We start from the raw sequence: 21,697 nt of genomic DNA on the forward strand, positions 1-21,697 counted from the left end.
CAAGTAGTTCATCCTCGAACCTTATGGGTGCCTGCGAGTCCAACCGGCACCTTGTTGATGATGGCGTGATGATGCTGCGAGTTCTAGCCTTGAGCCTTACCCTGTTTACCGGTTTTGTACAGGCCTCCGTCCTGCAACGCCCGATCACCCTGGACACCGACAGTGGCGAGCTTTTCGGCTCGCTGTTGCTGCCCAAGTCCGACACGCCGGTACCGGTTGTCCTGATCATTTCCGGCTCCGGCCCTACGGATCGTGACGGAAACAACCCCGACGGCGGGCGCAATGACAGCCTCAAACGGCTGGCGTGGGTGTTGGCCAAACACAACATTGCCAGTGTGCGTTACGACAAACGCGGCGTGGCGGCGAGCCTTGCGGCAACGCCCGATGAACGCAATCTGTCGGTGGAAGCCTATGTGGCCGATGCCGTGGCCTGGGGGCAGAAGCTCAAGGCCGACCCACGTCTGGGCAAACTGATTTTGCTGGGTCACAGCGAAGGTGCGTTGATTGCCAGCCTGGCGGCGCCAAGTGTCGACGCCGCGGCGGTGATTTCCCTGTCCGGCAGCGCCCGGCCGATCGATCAAGTGCTGCGCCAGCAGTTGAGCAATCGCTTGCCGCCGGCCTTGATGCTGCGCAGCAATGAACTGCTCGACAGCCTCAAGGCCGGCCTCACTGACGACAACGTGCCGCCGCAGTTGCAGGTGATTTTCCGCCCCAGCGTGCAGCCGTACCTGATTTCACTGTTCCGCCAGGACCCGGCAGCCGCCTTCGCCAAACTGAAGATGCCGGCACTGATCATTCAGGGCAGCAACGACATCCAGGTCGGCGTGGGTGACGCCAGGGCGCTCAAAGCCGCCAAACCGGACGCCGAACTGGCACTGATCGAAGGCATGAACCACGTCATGCGCATCGTGCCCAACGACGTGAAGCGGCAATTGGCCTCCTATAAAGATCCGCAATTGCCCCTGGCGGCGGAGCTCGGCGCACGAATCCTCGGATTTATTGACGGACTTCGCCCCAGTTAAGCTCCAGTCCTGAAAAAAACGGCCGATAAGCCTTTGTCGCCAGCGCTATGACTGGCGGCAACAGGGCTTGGACAGGATCTCGCCGTTATGACTGATACCCAGACTTCACCCGACTCCACCGCTGAAAAAGACACACCGCCAGCGGTCGAGCTGCCGTGGGCGGACGTCCACGTCGAGCACCACAAAATGCTCCGCCTGGCGCCGTTGCAAACCGACCGTAACACCGGCGGCCGACCGCTGCGCTTTGTCGAATTCGGTTACGCCGAACGCAACAGCAAGGAGCACAGCCTGCTGCGCATGGCCATCAAGCTGCCAGGCCAACGGGTACGCAAAGAACAGAATCATCTGGATGTGTGGGTCGATCACACCGCCAAACGCGTGCATTTCGCTCCGGAAAGCGGCTTGCAGATAGAGCCGATGAACCGTGGCATCGGGCGCTATATGGCGGCTCAAGGCATTACTTGGGCGAAGAAACGATGGCCCGCCTACACCGTCGACGGCACCGACTTGAACAACAAGGACGCGTTGAACGAAGACACGCGCCTGCGCCGCGACCACTTTCTGCGGGTGCACGGTTTTGACGTGGCCTACGCCGATGCCCAGCATTTGAAGGGCAGCGTCAAAGAGGTGCAGATCGGTGATTTGCTGGGCGACTGGAACAGCGAAAAGCTGCAACAGGTGGAAATCCTCGAAGCCGCGCAGATGCTCCAGCAAGCCGAGCAGAACCTGGCGGAACAGGAAGTCAAACTGAAGAAACACGAAGAAAAGGTCAGCAAGTACAAGCGTGAAGACGCTGGACTGCGTTTTACCATTACCTGTCTGGTGGCGTTTGCGGTGTTTCAGGCGGGGTTGTTGATCTGGATTGCCACGCATCGTTGATAGCGTAATCCGCGGCGCGCCATTCGCGGGCAAGCCTCGCTCCTACAGGTGTTGTGTCGTACCCAATTGATGTGGCACACACAAAACCTGTAGGAGCGAGGCTTGCCCGCGAAGGCTTTCTCAGGTCAGACGCGAGAAGCGAACAGCGCCTGATGATCGCGGCACTGCTCGGCGGTCAGCATGAACACCCCATGCCCACCGCGCTCGAACTCCAGCCAGGCGAAATCGACTTCCGGGTACAACGCCTCGACGTGAACCTGGCTGTTACCCACCTCGACGATCAACAAACCTTTCTCGGTCAGATGATCCGCCGCTTCGGCGAGCATGCGGCGCACCAGATTCAAACCGTCGTCGCCACAGGCCAGGCCCAGCTCGGGTTCGTGTTGATATTCGTCCGGCATGTCGGCGAAATCTTCCGCATCGACGTAAGGCGGGTTCGACACGATCAGGTCGAAACGTTGCCCTGGCAAACCATCGAAACCATCGCCCTGAACGGTGAACACGCGCTCGTCGACACCGTGGCGCTCGATGTTCTGGTTAGCCACTTCCAGTGCTTCGAACGACAGGTCGGCCAAAACCACTTCGGCGTTCTGGAACTCATAGGCACAGGCGATACCGATGCAACCGGAACCGGTGCACAAGTCGAGAATGCGCGCAGGTTCGGCACCCAGCCACGGCTCGAAACGTTTTTCGATCAGCTCGCCAATCGGCGAACGCGGGATCAGCACGCGTTCGTCGACAATGAACGACAAGCCGCAGAACCAGGCTTCGCCCAGCAGGTAAGCGGTCGGAATGCGTTCTTCGATGCGGCGCTTGAGCAGGCGTTGCAGATTGACCAGCTCATCGTCCTCCAGACGGCAGTCCAGATAGCTGTCGGCGATTTCCCACGGCAAGTGCAGCGCACCCAATACCAGTTGACGGGCTTCGTCCCAGGCGTTGTCGGTCCCATGGCCGAAAAACAGATCCTCCCCATGGAAGCGGCTGACGGCCCAACGGATATGGTCACGCAGGGTACGAAGTCGGGAAGTGATCACGGGGGTAAACTCCAGAAAAAACGACTGACGATTCTAACAGCCAAAAGGCGCCGCGACGACGCAGGAAAAACACCGGATCAGATGTAGGACTCTTCTATTTTTTCAGCGAGCTATTGAACAGAACGAGTATCTTGACAAGGCTGCGAGCCAGCAACGGCGGTGCCTGCGATGGAAGCGATTCACAGAAGCGCTCAGCCAGAGGACAATGCCGCAAAAGCCCCACCCGAAGGAGCCCCAGAATGTCCGTTCCAAAAACGATGTTTCAACTCAGCGGCCGTGGTTACGCAGCGGCCAATCTGGGTCATGCGACCCTAGTCATCATCGATGCCCAGAAAGAATACCTCAGTGGTCCGCTGGCCCTGAGCGGCATGGATGCTGCCGTCGCGAACATCAAACACCTGCTGACCGCTGCCCGTGCAGCCGGTCGGCCAATCGTGCACGTGCGTCACCTCGGCACCGTCGGTGGGCTGTTCGATCCCCAGGGCGAACGCGGTGAGTTCATCCCGGGCCTGGAGCCACAGGGCGACGAAACCGTCATCGGCAAATTGCTGCCAAGCGCGTTTCACGGCACCGAACTGTACGATCGCCTGCAACAACTGGGCTCGCTCGACCTGATCGTTTGCGGTTTCATGAGTCACTCCAGCGTCAGCACCACCGTGCGTGCGGCGAAGAACCTGGGCTTTCGCTGCACTCTGGTGGAAGACGCCTGCGCGACGCGGGATTTGCCTTGCAAGGGCGGGATCCTCAGCGCCGAACACGTTCAGCAGACCGAAATGGCGATCATGGCGGACAACTTCGCCACCCTCGCCCTGACCCGCGACCTGATCTGATCGACCGTCGATGAGCGGCCCAAACCGCCGCTCATCCGCAAAAGCCTCTCATTTGCCGTAATTGCCCTAGCCTCAGGAACATCCCGGTCAACTCCCGGTCGAAGGGCCGATACCCATTGAGGAAGGTCGGAATGAAGTTATCCGATGGTTTTGATGCACGCCGCTTGCGGCCCAAGGGCCAACGCAACTGGCGATTTCGTTTCGGCGCAGCGTTCGCTGCCCTGCTGGCGATGTGCGGTGTATTGCTGGCGATGGCCGGCGCGGCCAGCCTGCTCGGGCGGCCACCGGCGTTGGGCGAGTTGAATGCCAGCCCGCTGGGCTCGTCGATCATTCTGGCGGTGGGCGTGTTCGTGCTGTACCTCGGCGTGTCGCTATGGCGCCGCTGCCGTCGCCGTTCGCGCCAGTCGCGAGAGCTGAACATAGCCCCGCACCTGATGAAAAAACACGACTGAATCAAAGGCCTGGCGTTTTGACGGGCCTCAATTGTTATGGATAGCGCTCCGACTTGGGTAAACTGCCCCCCCTTCGCGGAGGCTGACATGCAAGACGACGATTTTTCCCTGTTCAAAAGCGCGATCCAAGGCGTCAAGCCGATCAAGCACGATCGCGCTGAAACCGGCAAACCCAAGGCCGACCGCGCGCAAATCGCCAAGCTGCGCCAGGCCGCCACTGTGCGCACCGATGCGACCACCGTTGACGGGCTGTCCGATCAGTTTGTGATTGATGTCGGCCCGGAAGACGAGCTGATGTGGGCGCGTGACGGTGTTCAGGAAAGCCAGATGCGCAAGCTCAAGATCGGACAGATTCCGTTCGAAGGCAGCCTTGACCTGCATGGCATGAACGTGGAAAAGGCCCGTGAAACCCTCTGGGCGTTTCTGGCCGAAGCAACTAAATTCGAAATCCGCTGCGTGCGCGTCACCCACGGCAAAGCCGTGCGTCTGGACGGCAAGCGGCCGATGATCAAGAGTCACGTCAACACTTGGCTACGTCAGCATCCACAAGTGCTCGGCTTCACCTCGTGCCAGCCGAAACACGGCGGCGCTGGAGCGGTTTACGTGATGCTTAAACGAACCATGATGGAAGGTCGCGACGAGTAAAGCTGTCGCTTCACGCTTGCAGCGCCGTGTTTGCCACCGTACCCTTGCCCTTTGCGTAAAATCCCACAGGTAGTTTCATGTCCCTGGAACAGAATTACACCGCGATTCTCGGCCAATTGGGCGAGGACGTGTCCCGCGAGGGCCTGCTCGACACGCCAAAACGTGCCGCCAAAGCCATGCAGTACCTCTGCCGCGGTTATGAACAGACGCTGGAAGAGGTCACCAACGGTGCCTTGTTCAGCTCCGACAACAGCGAGATGGTGCTGGTCAAGGACATCGAGCTCTACTCGTTGTGCGAGCATCACCTGCTGCCGTTCATCGGCAAGGCGCACGTTGCCTATATTCCGAGCGGCAAGGTACTGGGACTGTCGAAAGTCGCGCGGATCGTCGATATGTACGCCCGCCGCCTGCAGATCCAGGAAAACCTCAGCCGCCAGATCGCCGATGCGGTCCAGCAAGTCACCGGCGCCCTGGGCGTGGCAGTGGTGATCGAGGCCAAGCACATGTGCATGATGATGCGCGGTGTGGAGAAACAGAATTCGACGATGATCACCTCGGTGATGCTCGGTGAGTTCCGCGAAAACGCCGCCACCCGCAGCGAGTTTCTCAGCCTGATCAAGTAACGCGCAGCAAGAAGAAAACCGGCACTGATCGCCGGTTTTTTTTCGCCTGCGAAAAATCAGGTAAGCTGCGCGCCTTCTGTTTGCCCTGAGAGACTTATACCGTGTTCGTCAAAGCGCTTCGTGTCGGCCTCGGCCAACTGATCATCTTCATCGATTTCATCACCCGCCCTGGCAAGAAGCAGCGCCCCGCCGCCGCTCAGGCTCAGGTCGAAGCGGCCGCCAAGGACCTGACGCTGTATCAGTTCCACGCCTGCCCGTTCTGCGTGAAAACCCGTCGCACCCTGCGTCGCCTGAACGTTCCGGTGGCCTTGCGCGATGCCAAGAACAACGAACAGGATCGCCAGGCCCTGCTGGAGCAAGGCGGCAAGATCAAGGTGCCGTGCCTGCGCATCGAAGAGAATGGCCAGACCACCTGGATGTATGAGTCCAAGGTGATCATTGATTATCTGGATAAGCGGTTTGCTGCGGTCTGACGCTTCTGTGGCGCCGGTATAAACACCGCAAAACCCGAACAAAAATAAACCGGCCGATTGGCCGGTTTATTCGTTTCTACCCCCTCTCCCACCAACAGCCTCAGGCTGCTTGCGCCGCCTGGGCCTGACGCACCACCGCTGCCAATCGCTTGAGCCCTTCGTCCAGCCGTGCCGGATCAATGTGGCTGAAGTTCAGTCGCAGATGGCCGGGGTTGTTATCCGGCTCAGGGAAAAACGGTTCGCCCGGCATGAACGCCACATCTGCTGCCAGCGCCGCTTTGAGCAGCGTGCGGGTATCCAGCGGCAGCTTGAGCGTCAGCCAGAAAAACAGCCCACCCTGCGGCACGTTCCAATCCGCCAGATCGGAAAAATGCCTTTCCAGTGCCGACTGGAACGCATCCCGACGAACCCGGTAGAAGTCCCGCAACTCGCCCAAGTGCTGCTGGTATTTTTCAGTACCGATCCATTGCAGCGCTTGCCATTGCCCGATGCGGTTGGTGTGCAGATCGGCCGATTGCTTGAGCCGCAGCAAATGCGGGAACAGGTCCGGACTGGCAATCAAATAACCAACCCGCAGGCCCGGCAGCAGGGTTTTCGACACGGTGCCGGTGTAGATCCAACTGGCCTTGGTCAAGCGGCTGACGATCGGCGTGGCACTGCCGCCGTCGAAGGTCAGCTCACGGTACGGTTCGTCTTCGATCAGGGTCACGCCGAACTCGTCGAGTAACGCCGCCACCGCATCGCGCTTGGCTTCGCTGTAGCGCACCGCCGACGGATTCTGAAACGTCGGGATCAGGTAGATGAACGCTGGCTTGTGTTGTTCCAGACGGCTGCGCAGTTGCGCCAGGTTCGGGCCATCAGCCTCCAGCGGGACGGTGATGCAGTCGGCGCCAAACAGCTGAAAAATCTGCAACGCCGCCAGATAGGTCGGCGCTTCAAGCAGAATTTCGGTGCCTTTGTCGATGTGGAGCTTGGCCGCCAGATCGAGGGTTTGTTGCGAACCGCTGACCACCAATACCTGACTCGCCTCACACGGCACGCCCAACGCCCGGGCTTCGGCCGCCAACGCTTCACGCAGTGCCGGCTCGCCTTCGCTCATCCCGTATTGGCCCATGGACAGCGGCATCTGCGCCCATTCGACTTTCGGCAGCATGGCTTCGGCCGGCAAACCGCCGGCGAACGACATCACTTCCGGGCGCTGGGCGGCGGCGAGGATTTCACGGATCAAAGAACTTTTAAGGCGCGAGACACGTTCGGAAAAAGCCATGGGGGTCACCGGTAGCGAGGCCTGAGGAAAATGAGTCAAACTGATTGACCGAAATTACGACAGACCGAGCGGATACGTCAACATGCTTGACCTTAAAAACCCCACCACCCAGCAACAAGCCATGGAAGCGTTTTTCTTCGGCTATCAGGCCTTCACCGCCAAGGCTGATGAAATGCTCGAGCGTCGCGGCTTGAGCCGGGTGCATCAGCGCATCGTGTTTTTCATCGCGCGTTATCCGAACCTGAGCGTCAAGGAGTTGCTGGCGTTGCTCGGCGTGACCAAGCAGGCGCTGAACATTCCGCTGCGGCAGTTGGTGGAAATGCATTTGGTGAACAGCGTCGCGTCCCAGACCGACAAGCGTAAGCGGCTGCTGGAACTGACTGTGGAAGGCGCGCGGTTCGAGCAGTCGTTACGGCGCGAGCAGGTGAAATTGCTCGAGCGGGTGTTTGCCGAAGCTGGGGAGACGGCGGTGAATGGGTGGTTGGCGGTGAATCAGGCATTGGGGGAAGTAACCAGAGTTGATCGGAACGACACCTGACTGTGGCGAGGGAGCTTGCTCCCGTTCGGCTGCGCAGCAGTCGCAAAGAACGATAACGCCGGTATGCCTGAAAAATTGCCACCGCCTGAGTCGGGCCGCTGCGCGCCCCAGCGGGAGCAAGCTCCCTCGCCACAAACAGCTCGCTACACATCACATTTCATATCTATATACCCCGCCTGCCATTTTTTTCGTCTACAAAATCAAAAACATTATTTGCTTTATTTGTATACAAAAGCATAATTCGCTTCGTGCGAGTTCCTGACCACCAGGTCAACAAATTCGCAAGTACCTCAAAGGGTCGCTGCCACCCTCATGGGTCCGGCCCTGGAAATAACAATAAAACTCTTGAGGAGTACTCGCTGTGGAAAGCCGCAAATCCGAAGCCTCGACGCTGGAACTCTCGCCGCCGTTACGCAATGGCTGGCTGGAGCGCATCTTCAAACTCAGCTTGCACGGCACCACGGTGAAGACCGAGCTGATCGCCGGTCTGACAACCTTCATCACCATGGCCTACATCATCTTCGTCAACCCCAACATCATGGCCGATGCCGGGATCGATCACGGTGCCGCGTTCGTGGCCACCTGCATCGCCGCCGCGCTGGGTTGCCTGTTGATGGGCCTGTACGCCAACTGGCCGGTGGGCCTGGCGCCGGGCATGGGCCTGAACGCGTTCTTCACCTACACCGTGGTCGGCACCATGGGCTACAACTGGGAAACCGCTCTCGGCGCGGTGTTCGTGTCCGGCGTGTTGTTCATGTTCCTGACCTTTTCCCGGATTCGTGAATGGCTGCTCAATAGCATTCCGGTGAGCCTGCGCTTCGCCATGGGTGCGGGTGTGGGCCTGTTTCTGGGGCTGATCGGCCTGAAAACCTCGGGCATCGTCGTCGATAGCCCGGCCACCCTGATCAAGCTCGGCTCCCTGCGCGAGCCCGGCCCACTGCTGGCTGCCATCTGCTTCCTGATGATCGCCGTGCTCAGCTACCACAAAGTGTTCGGCGCGATCCTCATCAGCATCATCACCGTGACCCTGGCCGGCTGGGGCCTGGGCCTGGTGCACTACGAGGGCATCATGTCGGCCCCGCCGAGCCTGGCACCGACCTGGATGGCCATGAACATCGCCGGCGTGTTCAACGTCAGCATGATCAGCGTGGTGCTGGCTTTCCTCTTTGTGCACATGTTCGACACCGCCGGCACCTTGATGGGCGTCGCCCAGCGCGCCAACCTGGTGAACGCTGACGGCCGGATCGAAAACCTGTCCCGCGCCATGAAAGCCGACAGTGCCTCCAGTGTTTTCGGGGCGGTGGTCGGTGTGCCGCCAGTTACCAGCTATGTGGAAAGTGCCGCTGGCGTAGCGGCGGGTGGTCGGACTGGTCTTACCGCCGTGACCGTAGGTGTGCTATTTATTGCCGCAATGTTTTTCGCACCGCTGGCTGGCATGATCCCCGCTTATGCAACCGCCGGTGCGCTGATTTATGTAGCGATGCTGATGATGGGCGGCATGGCGCACATCGAATGGGAAGAAGCGACCGACAGCATTCCGGCGATCGTCACCGCGATCATGATGCCGCTGACCTTCTCGGTCGCCGACGGCATCGCGCTGGGCTTCATCACTTACGTGGTGCTGAAGGCCGGCACCGGTAAGTACAAGGAAATATCCGTCAGCCTGTGGGTGCTCTGCGCGATCTTCATCGCCAAGTTCATCTTCTTGTAAGCGTCACGCGGTACGCGTTTCAAACCAGCCTCACCCCGTCGGGTGGGGCTTTTGTGCATAGGGAGGAAAGTGATGAGTCTGGAAACCTGGCTGCTGTTCAGCGGCGCTGCGCTGGTGGTGATCCTGATCCCGGGGCCACTGTCTTTGCTGATGATCAGCAACAGTCTGAATTACGGTTTGCGTCGTTCTTACCCGGCGTTTCTCGGAGGCGTGTTTGCCTCGATCTGCCTGCTCAGCGCTTCGGCGTTCGGCTTGGGCGCATTGCTGCTGGCGTCGGAACAGCTGTTCAGCGCTCTGAAAATCGTCGGCGCGCTGTACCTGTTCTACCTCGCCTGGCAGAGCTGGCAGCAATCGCGCCAACCCTCCCTGGGCGCCGAAGTGCCCCAGGCTGCGCCGGTGCCACGCTTTCGTGCACTGTTCGGGCGCGCGTTCATGCTCGGCGCCAGCAACCCGAAAGACATTTTGTTCTTTGCCGCGTTCCTGCCGCAGTTTTTGAGTGCCGAACAACCGTTCCTGCCGCAGTTGCTGGTGATGATTGCCACCTGGACCGTGCTGGATCTGCTGTGCAAGCTGGCTTATGGGCTGGGGGCTCATGGCGCGGCGCGGTATCTGCGTAGCGGCAAGGGGCAAAGCTGGTTTAACCGGGTCAGTGCCGGGTTGTTCAGCGGTGCGGGCGCGGCCTCATTGTTGAGCCGCTAAGGGCAAAAGATCGCAGCCTCGTTGCACTCGACAGCTCCTACAGGGGGGATGCGTTTCCATGTAGGAGCTGCCGAAGGCTGCGATCTTTTGACTTTCCACCAGGCGAAAAAAAGCCCGCAGTGTGGGCGGGCGAAAGACCAAAGAAGCTATATGCGCAGTCGCTTCCAGGTTGAGACAGCTGCTTGGGGGATCAGCTGCCGCGATACGTGGAATAGCTGTATGGCGAAATCAGCAAAGGCACATGGTAGTGATCCTGTTCGGCAGAAATGCCGAACCGCAGCACCACCACGTCGAGGAACGCAGGCTCAGGCAACTGAACGCCACGGGCGCGGTAGTAATCGCCCGCATGAAATTGCAGCTGATAGACCCCGGTACGGTAGTCATCGCCTTGCAGCAACGGTGCATCGACCCGGCCGTCGCTGTTGGTGAGCGCCGTGGCGACCAGCTCCAGCTGCGAGCCTTCTACGCGGTACAGCTCGACCTTGATCGAACTGCCCGGGCAACCGTGTGCAGCGTCCAAAACGTGTGTAGTCAAACGTCCCATTGATTCTGCGCGCCTGCCTGCGTGGAGCAGTCAGACCTCGCGCCTCCCGAAGTCAGTTGAAAAGGAGACCGCACCGTTCCGGAGCACGAAAAGTTGCGGCGAGCGACTGATTAAGACATTTTTCAAAAAAATTGTACACAATAAAAACGACATTTTTACTGCCACCAACGGCATTCATGGTTTGCAGGCGAATCTTGCGCCAAACCATAAGATCAGTGGACCTTCCATCCATTAGCTGACCAGTCAGGCAGGTTTCTTGCAGTACCCTCCAATGAGAGCAGTCAGTGAAAAATGCAAAAAATCAGGCTTACAAAGTGAATATAAAGTTGTATACAATCACTCCATCGCTGTGACGCCAGCCTGCCCTCTCATCGCCAGGCCGCCACACACACCCTGACTTTGAACAAGTCGACACGAACAAGAAGGAAGACTGCAGTGAGCGCTGACTACCCACGCGACCTGATCGGTTACGGCAGTAACCCTCCTCACCCACACTGGCCGGGCAATGCCCGCATCGCCCTGTCCTTCGTGCTCAACTACGAGGAAGGTGGCGAGCGCAATATCCTTCACGGCGATAAAGAGTCCGAAGCCTTCCTCTCGGAAATGGTCTCGGCGCAGCCGCTGCAAGGCGAGCGCAACATGAGCATGGAATCCCTTTACGAGTATGGCAGCCGTGCCGGCGTCTGGCGGATTCTGAAACTGTTCAAGGAATTCGACATCCCGCTGACCATCTTCGCCGTGGCCATGGCCGCCCAGCGTCACCCGGACGTGATCCGCGCGATGGTCGAGGCCGGCCACGAGATCTGCAGCCACGGCTATCGCTGGATCGACTACCAGTACATGGACGAAGCGCAGGAACGCGAGCACATGCTCGAAGCGATCCGCATCCTCACCGAAATCACCGGCGAGCGCCCGCTGGGCTGGTACACCGGCCGCACCGGCCCGAACACCCGCCGGCTGGTGATGGAGGAAGGCGGTTTCCTCTACGACTGCGACACCTACGACGACGACCTGCCCTACTGGGAACCGAACAACCCGACCGGCAAGCCACACCTGGTGATTCCATACACCCTGGACACCAACGACATGCGCTTCACCCAGGTCCAGGGTTTCAACAAGGGCGACGACTTCTTCGAATACCTGAAAGACGCCTTCGACGTGCTGTATGCCGAAGGCGCCGAGGCACCGAAAATGTTGTCGATCGGCCTGCACTGCCGGCTGATCGGCCGCCCGGCGCGCCTGGCCTCACTCAAGCGCTTTATCGAATACGCTAAAAGTCATGAACAGGTGTGGTTCAGCCGCCGCGTCGACATCGCTCGCCACTGGCAGCAAACCCATCCGTACCAAGGGGCTGCCAAATGAGCCACTTCCAGACACTGAAGCCCTCGACCCTGAGCCGCGACGCATTTGTCGCCGCCTTCGCCGACATCTACGAACACTCGCCATGGGTGGCCGAAAAAGCCTTCGACCTGGGCCAGGACGCTTCGATCGACCAGATCGAAACCCTGCACCAGCGCATGAGCGACATCCTGTTGAGTGCCGATCACGCAAGCCAACTGGCCCTGATCAACGCGCACCCGGACCTGGCCGGCAAAGCTGCCGTCCAGGGCCAACTGACCGAAGCCAGCACCCATGAACAGGCTGGCGCCGGTATTCACCAATGCACGGCCGAAGAGTTTGAGCGCTTCACCGAGCTGAACGACGCCTACAAGGCCAAGTTCAAGTTTCCCTTCATCATGGCGGTAAAAGGCAGCAACCGGCATCAGATCCTCGCGGCGTTCGAAACGCGCATTCACAATTCGGTCGACACCGAATTCAAATGCGCGCTGGCGCAGATCAACAAGATCGCGTTGTTCCGATTACTGACCCTATAGCGAGCTTTGCCCGAGTGTTCTCAAACGCAAACAGCACCCAGGGCACTGCAAGCATCCCAAGCCAACTTATTAAAGGCAGACAAGAAGAATGAAAGCTTACGCCGTACCTTTCGAGAAGTTCGTCAACCTGGCCGACGCCCGTCTGGGCACCAAAATCATCTCGGTCACCGATGACTGGTTCGCAGACGCCAACCGTCTGTTCCAGCCGACCCCGGCCGTGTGGAAAGAGGGCGTGTTCGATGACAACGGCAAGTGGATGGACGGCTGGGAGTCGCGCCGCAAGCGCTTCGAAGGCTACGACAGCGCGGTGATCCGCCTGGGCGTACCGGGTTCGATCAAAGGCGTGGACATCGACACTTCATTCTTCACCGGCAACTACCCGCCATCGGCCTCCCTGGAAGCCTGCTTCCTGGCCTCGGGCGAGCCGGACGAAAACACCCAGTGGACTGAAGTGCTATCGGCCGTCGAGCTGCAGGGCAACAGCCATCACTACCACGAAATCAATAACGACCAGGCGTTCAGCCACCTGCGCTTCAACATCTATCCGGATGGTGGCGTGGCCCGTCTGCGCGTGTACGGCATTCCGTTCCGCGACTGGTCGGCCGTTGGCGACAACGAACAAGTCGACCTGGCTGCCGCCCTGAACGGCGGTCGCGCCCTCGCCTGCTCCGACGAACACTTCGGCCGCATGAGCAACATCCTCAACCCGGGCCGTGGCATCAACATGGGCGATGGCTGGGAAACCGCACGTCGTCGTACCCCGGGCAATGACTGGGTGATCGTCGCGCTGGGCCATGCGGGTGAAGTCGAGAAAGTCATCGTCGACACCCTGCACTTCAAGGGCAACTACCCGGACAGCTGCTCGATCCAGGGTGCCTTCGTGAAGGGCGGCACCGACAGCCAGATCGAAACCCAATCGCTGTTCTGGCGCGAACTGCTGCCAAGCCAGAAGCTGGAAATGCACGCCGAACACACCTTCGCCGAGCAGATCAAGGCGCTGGGCCCGATCACCCACATCCGCCTGAACGTGTTCCCGGATGGTGGTGTGAGCCGCCTGCGCGTTTTGGGCAAGGTCGCGAAGTAATGCTGAGCCTGTAGGAGCCGGCTTGCTGGCGATAGCGCCCTCACTGACGCCATCGCCAGCAAGCCGGCTCCTACAAAAGCAGTACCCCAACACATTCGAGATTAAGAAGACCAGCATGCGCACATTGACGATTGAACCGCTGACCAAAGAAGCCTTCGCCCCTTTCGGTGACGTGATCGAAACCGACGGCAGCGATCACTTCATGATCAACAACGGTTCGACCATGCGCTTCCACAAACTGGCGACGGTGGAAACCGCCACGCCAGAGGACAAGGCGATCATCAGCATCTTCCGCGCCGACGCGCAGGACATGCCGCTGACGGTACGCATGCTGGAGCGCCATCCGCTGGGCAGTCAGGCGTTCATTCCGCTGCTCGGCAACCCCTTTCTGATCGTGGTCGCGCCACTTGGCGATGCACCTGTATCAGGCTTGGTCCGCGCCTTCGTCACCAACGGCAGGCAGGGCATTAATTACCATCGCGGCGTCTGGCACCACCCGGTGCTGACGATCGAAAAGCGGGATGACTTCCTGGTGGTTGATCGCAGTGGCACAGGCAACAACTGCGATGAGCATTTTTTCCAAGAGGATGAGTGTTTGATCCTCGCCCCCCACCAATAAGAGAAGGTCTGATCACTCGACAACAAGGGTGACAGGCGAGAGGTAAAGACTGTGGAAGCACATCTGTTGGAATGGCTGAACCTGAGCGTGCGCTGGGTTCACATGATCACTGGCGTGGCCTGGATCGGCGCGTCGTTCTATTTCGTCTGGCTGGAAAACAACCTCAATCGGGTCAACCCGAAAAACGGCCTGGCGGGCGATTTGTGGGCGATCCATGGCGGCGGTATCTACCACCTGGAAAAATACAAACTGGCTCCACCGACCATGCCGGACAACCTGCACTGGTTCAAATGGGAAGCCTATTTCACTTGGTTGTCGGGGATCGCGCTGCTGTGCGTGGTGTTCTACTCCAACCCGACGCTGTACCTGCTGGCACCGGGCAGCACCCTGAGCGGCCCTGAAGGCGTGGCCATCGGCCTCGGCTCGTTGTTCATCAGCTGGTTCATCTACTCCTTCCTCTGCGACTCGGCCCTGGGCAAACGCCCTGCCCTGCTAGGCGCAATCCTGTTCGTGCTGATCATCGGCGCCGCCTACGGCTTCAGCAAAGTGTTCAGCGGTCGTGGCGCGTACCTGCACGTCGGCGCGATCATCGGCACCATCATGGTCGGCAACGTGTTCCGCATCATCATGCCGGCCCAGCGCGCCCTGGTGGCGGCGATCGCCGAGAATCGCACGCCCGATCCGGCGCTGCCGGCCAAAGGTTTGCTGCGTTCGCGGCACAACAACTACTTCACCTTACCGGTGCTGTTCATCATGATCAGCAACCACTTCCCGAGCACCTACGGCAGCCAATACAACTGGCTGATCCTGGCCGGGATCGCGGTGCTGGCGGTGTTGGTGCGTCACTACTTCAACACCCGTCACGACAGCCACAAATTCGCCTGGACCCTGCCCGTTGCGGCGGTCGGCATGATTTGCCTGGCCTACGTGACCGGCCCGGCGCCGATGTCCAGCGCACCTGAAGTGGCCAAGGCTCCTGGGACCATCGAGTACCAGCCGCTGCCGGAAACCGCCCTCGGCGGTGGTGCCAAACCTGAAGCGGCGAAACCTGATGCGCCTGCCGCTGCACCGGCCCAGGCCTCGAATCAGGGCCCGACGTTCGACAAGGTTCACAGCGTGATTCAGGAACGTTGCGCGGTCTGTCACTCGGCCAAACCCACCAGCCCGCTGTTCAGTGCCGCACCGGCCGGCGTGATGTTCGATACGCCAGAACAGATCCGCCAAAACGCTGCCCGCATCCAGGCTCAAGCGGTCACCAGCCAGATCATGCCACTGGGCAACATCACCCAGATGACCCAGCAGGAACGTGACCTGATCGGCGCGTGGATTGTTCAGGGAGCTCCGACCCATTAATCGTTGAAAAGCTTCGCGGGCAAGTCGGATCGCCGCCCGCTCGCTCCTACAAGGTCAACACCACCCCCTGTAGGAGCGAGGCTTGCCCGCGAACGGCCGCACTGCGGTCCCCCTGATACAAAAATCACAAGAATAAAAAAGATCCGAGGTGTTGCATGTCCGAGCTATCCGAAGCGCGCATCCCCGACGCACCCGCCATTCAACGTTTACCCCTTGTGCAACTGATTCTGGTCGGCCTGCAACACGTTCTGCTGATGTACGGCGGCGCCATTGCAGTGCCGCTGATCATCGGGCAGGCCGCCGGCCTGAACCGTGAAGAAATCGCCTTCCTGATCAACGCCGACCTGCTGGTGGCTGGCATTGCCACCATCGTCCAGTCGCTGGGCATCGGCCCGATGGGCATTCGCATGCCGGTGATGATGGGCGCCAGTTTCGCCGCGGTCGGCAGCATGGTGGCCATGGCCGGGATGCCCGGCATCGGCCTGCAAGGGATTTTCGGCGCGACCATTGCCGCCGGTTTCTTCGGCATGCTCATCGCGCCCTTCATGTCCAAGGTCGTGCGCTTCTTCCCGCCGCTGGTGACCGGCACCGTCATCACCTCGATCGGTTTGTCGCTGTTCCCCGTGGCCGTGAACTGGGCCGGTGGCGGTGCTGGCGCGGTTCAATTCGGTTCGCCTGTTTATCTGGCCGTTGCTGCACTGGTGTTGGCCACCATTCTGCTGGTCCATCGCTTCATGCGCGGATTCTGGGTCAACATCTCGGTGCTGATCGGCATGTGCCTGGGTTACGCGATTTGCGGCGTGATCGGCATGGTCGACCTCAGCGGCATGGACCAGGCGCCGTGGCTGCAAATCGTCACCCCGCTGCATTTCGGCATGCCGAAATTCGAGCTCGCACCGATTCTGTCCATGTGCCTGGTGGTGGTAATCATCTTCGTCGAGTCCACCGGGATGTTCCTCGCGCTGGGCAAAATCACCGGCCAGGACGTCACGCCGCGGATGCTGCGTCGCGGCTTGCTGTGCGATGCCGGTGCTTCGTTTTTCGCCGGCTTCTTCAACACCTTCACCCACTCCTCATTCGCTCAGAACATCGGCCTGGTACAAATGACCGGCGTACGTTGCCGCTCGGTGACCATCGTCGCCGGTGGCTTACTGATCGTGCTGAGCCTGCTGCCGAAAGCCGCGTTCCTGGTGGCGTCGATTCCGCCGGCAGTCTTGGGCGGTGCGGCAATCGCGATGTTCGGCATGGTCGCCGCCACCGGGATCAAGATTCTTCAGGAAGCCGACATCGGTGACCGGCGCAACCAGTTGCTGGTGGCGGTGAGCATCGGCATGGGGCTGATCCCGGTGGTGCGCCCGGAATTCTTCGCCCACCTGCCCATGTGGATGAGCCCGATCACCCACAGCGGCATCGCCATGGCCACGCTTAGCGCCCTGGCATTGAACCTGTTGTTCAACATCCTCGGCGGTCACGAACGCGCAGCCGTCAACGACTGCCACGCCCACACGCACTGACACAGTACAAAGCACACACCCTGTGGCGAGTTCCCACAGGGGTGGCTGCCTGCACCTCAAACAATAAAAACAAGAGGGAGCAACAGATGATTCGTACCCAGACAAGTCTGTCGTTCAGCAATGCCCCACACCTGTCGCCAGTGCTCTGTTGCGGGGCACTTGAGACCTGGCCAAGGAGTCAGTATTCTCCGCGGCCGCCCGAATCCGGTCTAAAAAAAAGCCCGGATTTAATTCCTGACCGGAAAGCCAACTTACCCCGGCTCCGGGCAGTATCAAGGCTTCCCGAAAAGACGCTCAATCGACTGTTTTAGAACAGCCGAACGGGCATTTTTTGGCTTTTTGAAAGCCTTGGCTCAGCTCTTGCTAACAGCACCAAAGCTGACCGAATGGATGATTTTTTACAGCAGCAAGAAAAGGCGCCACACCAGAGCGCCGACCTTAGAAAAATAACGTGGAACCACCTACTTTTTGGGAGCAACCGAATGAAACGTACGTGCACCAGCCTGATGCTCGCGGGATCCTTGCTGGCCGGGGGCCAGGCCATGGCCGGCGACTTGCTGCAATGGCAGAACAACAGCCTGACCTACCTCTATGGCAAGGACTTCCAGGTCAACCCGCGCATTCAGCAAACCGTCACTTTCGAGCACGCCGATGCATGGAAATACGGCGACAACTTCATGTTCGTCGACAAGATTTTCTACAACGGCAAGGACGACCCCGGCGTCGGTTCGAACACCTACTACGGCGAAATCAGCCCGCGCTTGTCGTTTGGCAAAATCTTCGACCAGAAACTGGAGTTCGGCCCGGTCAAGGACGTGCTGCTGGCCATGACGTACGAGTTCGGTGAAGGCGATACCGAGTCTTACCTGATCGGTCCGGGTTTCGACCTGGCGATTCCTGGTTTCGACTACTTCCAGCTGAACTTCTACCAGCGTCACACCGAAGGCAGCCGCCCTGGTGACAACGTCTGGCAGATCACCCCGGTCTGGTCCTACACCATTCCGGTGGGCGATTCGAACATCCTGATCGATGGCTTCATGGACTGGGTGGTCGACAACGACAAGAACAGCAAAGGCACCTACCACGCCAACCTGCACTTCAACCCGCAGATCAAATACGACTTGGGCAAAGCGCTGAACATTGGCGAGAAGCAGTTGTATGTGGGTGTCGAGTACGACTATTGGTCGGACAAGTACGGGATCAGGGACAGTCAGTACTTCAAGACCGATCAGAGCAACACGAGCTTGCTGGTGAAGTTCCACTTCTGATCGTAAAAGCTTCGCGGGCAAGCCTCGCTCCTACAGGTCTTGTGTCGTTCACCGGTTATGTGAACGACTCAAATCCGTAGGAGCGAGGCTTGCCCGCGAACAGCCACACCGCAAATCTCAAGCCGGAACCGCAGGCTCCACCAACCCCAGAAACCGGCACAGCTCATCGCGCTTGGCCAACGCATCGCGCCGCCCCAGATCAATCAATTCGCTGCAATACCCCGCCTCGAACAGCAGATAACTCAGCACCCCTGCCCCGCTGGTCTTGGTCGCCCCCGGCCCGCGTAAAAACAGGCGCAAGGCTGCCGGCAGTTCCTGGCGATGCCGCGCGGCAATTTCATCGATCGGCTGACTCGGTGAAATCACCAACACATCCACTGGCGCCGCTCCCAATGCACGACTCGAGATGCCATCGGGCAGCAGATGGCTGAACTGGTTCAGACGCTGCAACAACTCGATGTCACTTTCCAGGCTGTCAATGAACGTACTGTTGAGCAGGTGCCCACCGACTTGCGCCAGGGTCGGCTGCTGACCGGTGTAGGCACGTTGCAGCGGCTGTTGCGGATCGATCCCGCGCGGGTTGCCGCTGACGCCCACCACCAGCACGCGACTGGCGCCCAGGTGCAGGGCCGGGCTGATCGGTGCCGATTGACGCACCGCGCCATCGCCGAAATATTCTTCGCCGATTTTTACCGGTGCGAACAGCAATGGAATCGCGGAACTGGCGAGCAGATGGTCGACAGTCAGTTGGGTCGGCACGCCGACTCGCCGATGGCGCAACCAGGATTCGATGGTGCCGCCGCCCTGATAAAACGTGACGGCCTGGCCGGACTCGTAGCCGAACGCTGTAACCGCTACGGCCCGCAATTGCTTTTGCGCAATCGCTTCGGCGATCCCGGGCATGTGCAGTTTGTGATTGAGTAGGCGGCGCAGCGGCGAACTGTTAAGCAGGGCCACCGGCACCGGCGAGCCAATGCCCATCAGGTTGTGACTGACAAAACGGGCGGCCTGATGAATCACCCCCGGCCAATCGCTGCGTAATACCAGATGGCTGCGAAAACCTTGCCAGAAGGCCGTCAGACGCTCGATCGCACTCCGAAAATCCATCGCCCCACTGGCCAGGCTGACCGCATTGATCGCACCGGCCGAGGTGCCGACGATCACCGGAAACGGATTCGCCGCCCCCATCGGCAGCAGCTCGGCAATCGCTGCCAGCACGCCTACTTGATAGGCCGCACGAGCCCCACCGCCGGAAAGAATCAACCCTGTAACCGGTTCAGCAGGACTCATTGCAACACTCCATGGTGCTTAAAGGGATCGGTGACTCAACCGCGTTTGGCGTACAGTTTCGGCTCGCCCGGTGGGCGGCTCTTGAAGCGGCGATGCGCCCAGAGATATTGCTCCGGACATTCGCGCAACGCACCCTCCACCCATTGGTTGATCCGAATGCAATCGGCCTCTTCCGTCTCGCCGGGAAAGCCTTCGAGCGGGGCATGAATCACCAGTCGATAACCGCTGCCGTCAGCCAGGCGCTCCTGGGTGAACGGCACCACCAGCGCCTTGCCCAAGCGTGCGAATTTGCTGGTGGCGGTGACAGTCGCCGCCTGAATCCCGAACAGCGGCACGAAGATACTTTGCTTGGCGCCATAGTCCTGATCCGGTGCGTACCAGATCGCTCTCCCTGCGCGCAGCAGTTTGAGCATGCCCCGCACGTCATCGCGTTCCACCGCCAGCGAGTCAAGGTTGTGCCGCTCGCGGCCTCGGCGCTGGATGAAGTCGAACAGCGGATTCTTGTGTTCGCGGTACATGCCATCGATGGTGTGTTGCTGACCGAGCAACGCTGCGCCGATCTCCAGCGTGGTGAAGTGCACAGCCATCAGAATCACGCCCTTGCCTTGCGCCTGAGCCTGTTTCAAATACTCCAGGCCTTCGACATGGGCCAGTTTCGCCAGACGCTTGCGCGACCACCACCAGCTCATGGCCATCTCGAAGAAGGCGATGCCGGTGGACGCGAAGTTTTCCTTGAGCAGGCGTTTGCGCTCGGCAGCGGATTTTTCAGGGAAACACAGCTCAAGATTGCGCTTGGCAATGCGCCGTCGGTCGCCGGCCACTCGGTACATCAATGCGCCCAGGGCGCGACCGATCGCCAGTAACGCCGGATACGGCAACTGAACAATCAGCCACAACAGCCCCAGGCCACACCACAGCGGCCAGAAACGCGGAGAAAGAAATGCTGTTCGAAATCGCGGGCGTTCCATTAAAGGTTCCGGAAAGTTAATGGCCGCGCATTCTACATCGTTCGACCCGGCTTGCGGCCTGCGGGCGTTCTCGTTATAAGTCTCGGCACTTTTAGTGACAAGCCGTTGTATGCCGACCATGAGCCAAACCGAACCGCTAGACCAAGATCCCGTGTTCCAGTTGAAGGGCAGCATGCTGGCCATTACGGTGCTGGAACTGGCCCGTAACGACCTCGAGAACCTTGATCGGCAACTGGCCGCCAAGGTCGCCCAGGCGCCCAACTTCTTCAGTAACGCGCCGCTGGTACTGGCCCTGGACAAACTCCCGGCCAGCGAAGGCTCGGTCGACCTGCCGGGATTGATGCGCATCTGCCGCCAGCATGGCCTGCGCACCCTGGCGATCCGTGCCAGCCGCATTGAAGACATCGCCGCCGCCATTGCGGTGGATCTGCCAGTGCTGCCGCCGTCCGGCGCGCGGGAACGCCCGCTCGACCCGCTCGAAGGCGTCGTAGCGAAAAAACCGGAAAAACCACCGGAGCCGACCATCAAACCGACAAAAATCATCACGTCGCCAGTACGTGGTGGCCAGCAGATTTATGCCCAGGGCAGCGATCTGGTGGTGATTTCGTCGGTCAGCCCGGGGGCGGAACTTCTCGCCGACGGCAACATCCATGTATACGGCGCGATGCGCGGTCGTGTGCTGGCCGGCGTCAAAGGTGATACGAAAGCCAGGATTTTCTGTCAGCAAATGACCGCTGAACTGGTCTCCATCGCCGGTCACTACAAGGTTTCCGAGGACCTGCGCCGCGATCCATTGTGGGGCGCCGGAGTACAAGTCAGCCTGTCGGGTGACGTGTTGAACATCATTCGGCTTTAACGGATACTGCCGCATTTTCCAAGCATCTCTAAAACGTAGCGAAAACGGCTCAAACGAAGTAGGAAAAAGGCTAAAAGCAGTGTTTACCGGGGGTAGATACCGCTCAAAACCGGATTCCAGCCAAGGCTGTCCGACTGCAGTAGTTTTTCAAGAG

Annotated in this window: 23 protein-coding genes; 18 read left to right on the forward strand and 5 right to left on the reverse strand. The window is 59.7% G+C overall.

The window, feature by feature from the left end; translation table 11 throughout:
• Positions 1–23 precede the first annotated feature (23 nt).
• Positions 24–1,022: an alpha/beta hydrolase gene (locus PGR6_RS19935; RefSeq protein WP_064619250.1), complete on the forward strand. Its 999-nt coding sequence runs from the start codon at positions 24–26 to the stop codon at positions 1,020–1,022.
• 87 nt (positions 1,023–1,109) lie between these two features.
• Complete coding sequence (locus tag PGR6_RS19940) at positions 1,110–1,901, forward strand: hypothetical protein (protein WP_064619253.1); 792 nt, start codon at positions 1,110–1,112, stop codon at positions 1,899–1,901.
• 125 nt (positions 1,902–2,026) lie between these two features.
• On the opposite strand, the gene prmB is transcribed toward PGR6_RS19940, so the two are convergent.
• Complete coding sequence (gene prmB, locus PGR6_RS19945) at positions 2,027–2,935, reverse strand: 50S ribosomal protein L3 N(5)-glutamine methyltransferase (protein WP_028941057.1); 909 nt, start codon at positions 2,933–2,935, stop codon at positions 2,027–2,029.
• Positions 2,936–3,174: 239 nt separating this feature from the next.
• Here prmB and PGR6_RS19950 point away from each other — a divergent pair, with 239 nt between their 5' ends.
• The 5 genes from PGR6_RS19950 to PGR6_RS19970 all read left to right on the forward strand — a co-directional run bounded on the left by PGR6_RS19950 (position 3,175) and on the right by PGR6_RS19970 (position 5,958).
• A complete protein-coding gene (locus PGR6_RS19950; RefSeq protein WP_018925196.1) occupies positions 3,175–3,765 on the forward strand; it encodes a cysteine hydrolase family protein in 591 nt (196 codons plus the stop codon).
• Positions 3,766–3,896: 131 nt separating this feature from the next.
• Positions 3,897–4,217 carry a hypothetical protein gene (locus PGR6_RS19955; protein WP_018925195.1) on the forward strand — a complete coding sequence of 107 codons (321 nt, stop codon included), beginning with the start codon at positions 3,897–3,899 and terminating at the stop codon, positions 4,215–4,217.
• Positions 4,218–4,304: 87 nt separating this feature from the next.
• The gene (locus PGR6_RS19960) at positions 4,305–4,862 is read left to right on the forward strand and encodes a Smr/MutS family protein (protein ID WP_008005647.1); all 558 of its coding nucleotides are present in this window, start codon (positions 4,305–4,307) and stop codon (positions 4,860–4,862) included.
• 77 nt (positions 4,863–4,939) lie between these two features.
• Positions 4,940–5,485 (forward strand): GTP cyclohydrolase I FolE, encoded by a 546-nt coding sequence (folE, locus tag PGR6_RS19965; RefSeq protein WP_007988130.1) that lies wholly within the window; start codon positions 4,940–4,942, stop codon positions 5,483–5,485.
• Between the two features lie 101 nt (positions 5,486–5,586).
• Entirely contained in the window at positions 5,587–5,958 is a 372-nt protein-coding gene (locus PGR6_RS19970; RefSeq protein WP_018925194.1) for a glutathione S-transferase N-terminal domain-containing protein, read from the forward strand.
• A gap of 100 nt (positions 5,959–6,058) precedes the next feature.
• Here PGR6_RS19970 and PGR6_RS19975 read toward each other — a convergent pair whose 3' ends face one another.
• Positions 6,059–7,225, reverse strand: coding sequence for an aminotransferase-like domain-containing protein (locus tag PGR6_RS19975; protein WP_064619256.1), 1,167 nt, complete (start codon positions 7,223–7,225; stop codon positions 6,059–6,061).
• Between the two features lie 82 nt (positions 7,226–7,307).
• Between PGR6_RS19975 and PGR6_RS19980 the strand changes: the two genes are divergently transcribed.
• The 3 genes from PGR6_RS19980 (at position 7,308) to PGR6_RS19990 (ending at position 10,173) form a co-directional block, all read left to right on the forward strand.
• Positions 7,308–7,763 (forward strand): MarR family winged helix-turn-helix transcriptional regulator, encoded by a 456-nt coding sequence (locus tag PGR6_RS19980; RefSeq protein ID WP_064619259.1) that lies wholly within the window; start codon positions 7,308–7,310, stop codon positions 7,761–7,763.
• A 361-nt stretch (positions 7,764–8,124) separates the two neighbouring features.
• Positions 8,125–9,474, forward strand: coding sequence for an NCS2 family permease (locus PGR6_RS19985; RefSeq protein WP_064619262.1), 1,350 nt, complete (start codon positions 8,125–8,127; stop codon positions 9,472–9,474).
• A 72-nt stretch (positions 9,475–9,546) separates the two neighbouring features.
• On the forward strand, positions 9,547–10,173 hold the full coding sequence (locus PGR6_RS19990; protein ID WP_018925190.1) for a LysE family translocator: 627 nt from the start codon (positions 9,547–9,549) through the stop codon (positions 10,171–10,173).
• A gap of 190 nt (positions 10,174–10,363) precedes the next feature.
• Here PGR6_RS19990 and uraH read toward each other — a convergent pair whose 3' ends face one another.
• Positions 10,364–10,717: a hydroxyisourate hydrolase gene (uraH, locus tag PGR6_RS19995; protein ID WP_007940831.1), complete on the reverse strand. Its 354-nt coding sequence runs from the start codon at positions 10,715–10,717 to the stop codon at positions 10,364–10,366.
• Between the two features lie 435 nt (positions 10,718–11,152).
• Between uraH and puuE the strand changes: the two genes are divergently transcribed.
• The 7 genes from puuE to PGR6_RS20030 all read left to right on the forward strand — a co-directional run bounded on the left by puuE (position 11,153) and on the right by PGR6_RS20030 (position 18,429).
• Positions 11,153–12,079: an allantoinase PuuE gene (gene puuE / locus PGR6_RS20000; protein ID WP_007940832.1), complete on the forward strand. Its 927-nt coding sequence runs from the start codon at positions 11,153–11,155 to the stop codon at positions 12,077–12,079.
• The gene (gene uraD / locus PGR6_RS20005; RefSeq protein WP_064619265.1) at positions 12,076–12,591 is read left to right on the forward strand and encodes a 2-oxo-4-hydroxy-4-carboxy-5-ureidoimidazoline decarboxylase; all 516 of its coding nucleotides are present in this window, start codon (positions 12,076–12,078) and stop codon (positions 12,589–12,591) included. Before puuE ends, uraD begins: the two co-directional genes overlap by 4 nt.
• An 88-nt stretch (positions 12,592–12,679) precedes the next feature.
• Positions 12,680–13,675, forward strand: coding sequence for an allantoicase (gene alc, locus PGR6_RS20010; RefSeq protein ID WP_007940834.1), 996 nt, complete (start codon positions 12,680–12,682; stop codon positions 13,673–13,675).
• A gap of 115 nt (positions 13,676–13,790) precedes the next feature.
• Complete coding sequence (locus tag PGR6_RS20015; protein WP_018925187.1) at positions 13,791–14,294, forward strand: ureidoglycolate lyase; 504 nt, start codon at positions 13,791–13,793, stop codon at positions 14,292–14,294.
• Positions 14,295–14,345: 51 nt separating this feature from the next.
• Positions 14,346–15,647, forward strand: coding sequence for a urate hydroxylase PuuD (locus PGR6_RS20020; RefSeq protein WP_018925186.1), 1,302 nt, complete (start codon positions 14,346–14,348; stop codon positions 15,645–15,647).
• A gap of 155 nt (positions 15,648–15,802) precedes the next feature.
• On the forward strand, positions 15,803–17,161 hold the full coding sequence (locus tag PGR6_RS20025) for a nucleobase:cation symporter-2 family protein (RefSeq protein ID WP_028941052.1): 1,359 nt from the start codon (positions 15,803–15,805) through the stop codon (positions 17,159–17,161).
• Between the two features lie 482 nt (positions 17,162–17,643).
• Positions 17,644–18,429: an outer membrane protein OmpK gene (locus PGR6_RS20030; protein ID WP_018925184.1), complete on the forward strand. Its 786-nt coding sequence runs from the start codon at positions 17,644–17,646 to the stop codon at positions 18,427–18,429.
• A gap of 117 nt (positions 18,430–18,546) precedes the next feature.
• Here PGR6_RS20030 and PGR6_RS20035 read toward each other — a convergent pair whose 3' ends face one another.
• Positions 18,547–19,719, reverse strand: coding sequence for a patatin-like phospholipase family protein (locus PGR6_RS20035; protein WP_064619268.1), 1,173 nt, complete (start codon positions 19,717–19,719; stop codon positions 18,547–18,549).
• A gap of 35 nt (positions 19,720–19,754) precedes the next feature.
• Positions 19,755–20,687, reverse strand: coding sequence for a lipid A biosynthesis lauroyl acyltransferase (locus tag PGR6_RS20040; RefSeq protein WP_064619271.1), 933 nt, complete (start codon positions 20,685–20,687; stop codon positions 19,755–19,757).
• Positions 20,688–20,805: 118 nt separating this feature from the next.
• On the opposite strand from PGR6_RS20040, the gene minC reads away from it, so the two are divergent.
• Entirely contained in the window at positions 20,806–21,543 is a 738-nt protein-coding gene (minC, locus tag PGR6_RS20045) for a septum site-determining protein MinC (RefSeq protein ID WP_026331736.1), read from the forward strand.
• Positions 21,544–21,697 lie beyond the last annotated feature (154 nt).

Source organism: Pseudomonas sp. GR 6-02 (assembly GCF_001655615.1).
Taxonomy (GTDB): Bacteria; Pseudomonadota; Gammaproteobacteria; order Pseudomonadales; family Pseudomonadaceae; genus Aquipseudomonas.

Coding starts and splice junctions, on each gene's coding strand:
- folE (WP_007988130.1), top strand. CDS start 4,940: ATGTCCCTGGAACAGAATTACACCGCGATTCTCGGCCAATTGGGCGAG.
- PGR6_RS19990 (WP_018925190.1), top strand. CDS start 9,547: ATGAGTCTGGAAACCTGGCTGCTGTTCAGCGGCGCTGCGCTGGTGGTG.
- PGR6_RS20035 (WP_064619268.1), bottom strand. CDS start 19,719: ATGAGTCCTGCTGAACCGGTTACAGGGTTGATTCTTTCCGGCGGTGGG.
- PGR6_RS19955 (WP_018925195.1), top strand. CDS start 3,897: ATGAAGTTATCCGATGGTTTTGATGCACGCCGCTTGCGGCCCAAGGGC.
- PGR6_RS20030 (WP_018925184.1), top strand. CDS start 17,644: ATGAAACGTACGTGCACCAGCCTGATGCTCGCGGGATCCTTGCTGGCC.
- uraD (WP_064619265.1), top strand. CDS start 12,076: ATGAGCCACTTCCAGACACTGAAGCCCTCGACCCTGAGCCGCGACGCA.
- PGR6_RS20040 (WP_064619271.1), bottom strand. CDS start 20,687: ATGGAACGCCCGCGATTTCGAACAGCATTTCTTTCTCCGCGTTTCTGG.
- PGR6_RS19960 (WP_008005647.1), top strand. CDS start 4,305: ATGCAAGACGACGATTTTTCCCTGTTCAAAAGCGCGATCCAAGGCGTC.
- PGR6_RS20015 (WP_018925187.1), top strand. CDS start 13,791: ATGCGCACATTGACGATTGAACCGCTGACCAAAGAAGCCTTCGCCCCT.
- minC (WP_026331736.1), top strand. CDS start 20,806: ATGAGCCAAACCGAACCGCTAGACCAAGATCCCGTGTTCCAGTTGAAG.
- PGR6_RS19950 (WP_018925196.1), top strand. CDS start 3,175: ATGTCCGTTCCAAAAACGATGTTTCAACTCAGCGGCCGTGGTTACGCA.
- PGR6_RS19935 (WP_064619250.1), top strand. CDS start 24: ATGGGTGCCTGCGAGTCCAACCGGCACCTTGTTGATGATGGCGTGATG.
- alc (WP_007940834.1), top strand. CDS start 12,680: ATGAAAGCTTACGCCGTACCTTTCGAGAAGTTCGTCAACCTGGCCGAC.
- PGR6_RS19975 (WP_064619256.1), bottom strand. CDS start 7,225: ATGGCTTTTTCCGAACGTGTCTCGCGCCTTAAAAGTTCTTTGATCCGT.
- PGR6_RS20025 (WP_028941052.1), top strand. CDS start 15,803: ATGTCCGAGCTATCCGAAGCGCGCATCCCCGACGCACCCGCCATTCAA.
- PGR6_RS19940 (WP_064619253.1), top strand. CDS start 1,110: ATGACTGATACCCAGACTTCACCCGACTCCACCGCTGAAAAAGACACA.
- uraH (WP_007940831.1), bottom strand. CDS start 10,717: ATGGGACGTTTGACTACACACGTTTTGGACGCTGCACACGGTTGCCCG.
- PGR6_RS19980 (WP_064619259.1), top strand. CDS start 7,308: ATGCTTGACCTTAAAAACCCCACCACCCAGCAACAAGCCATGGAAGCG.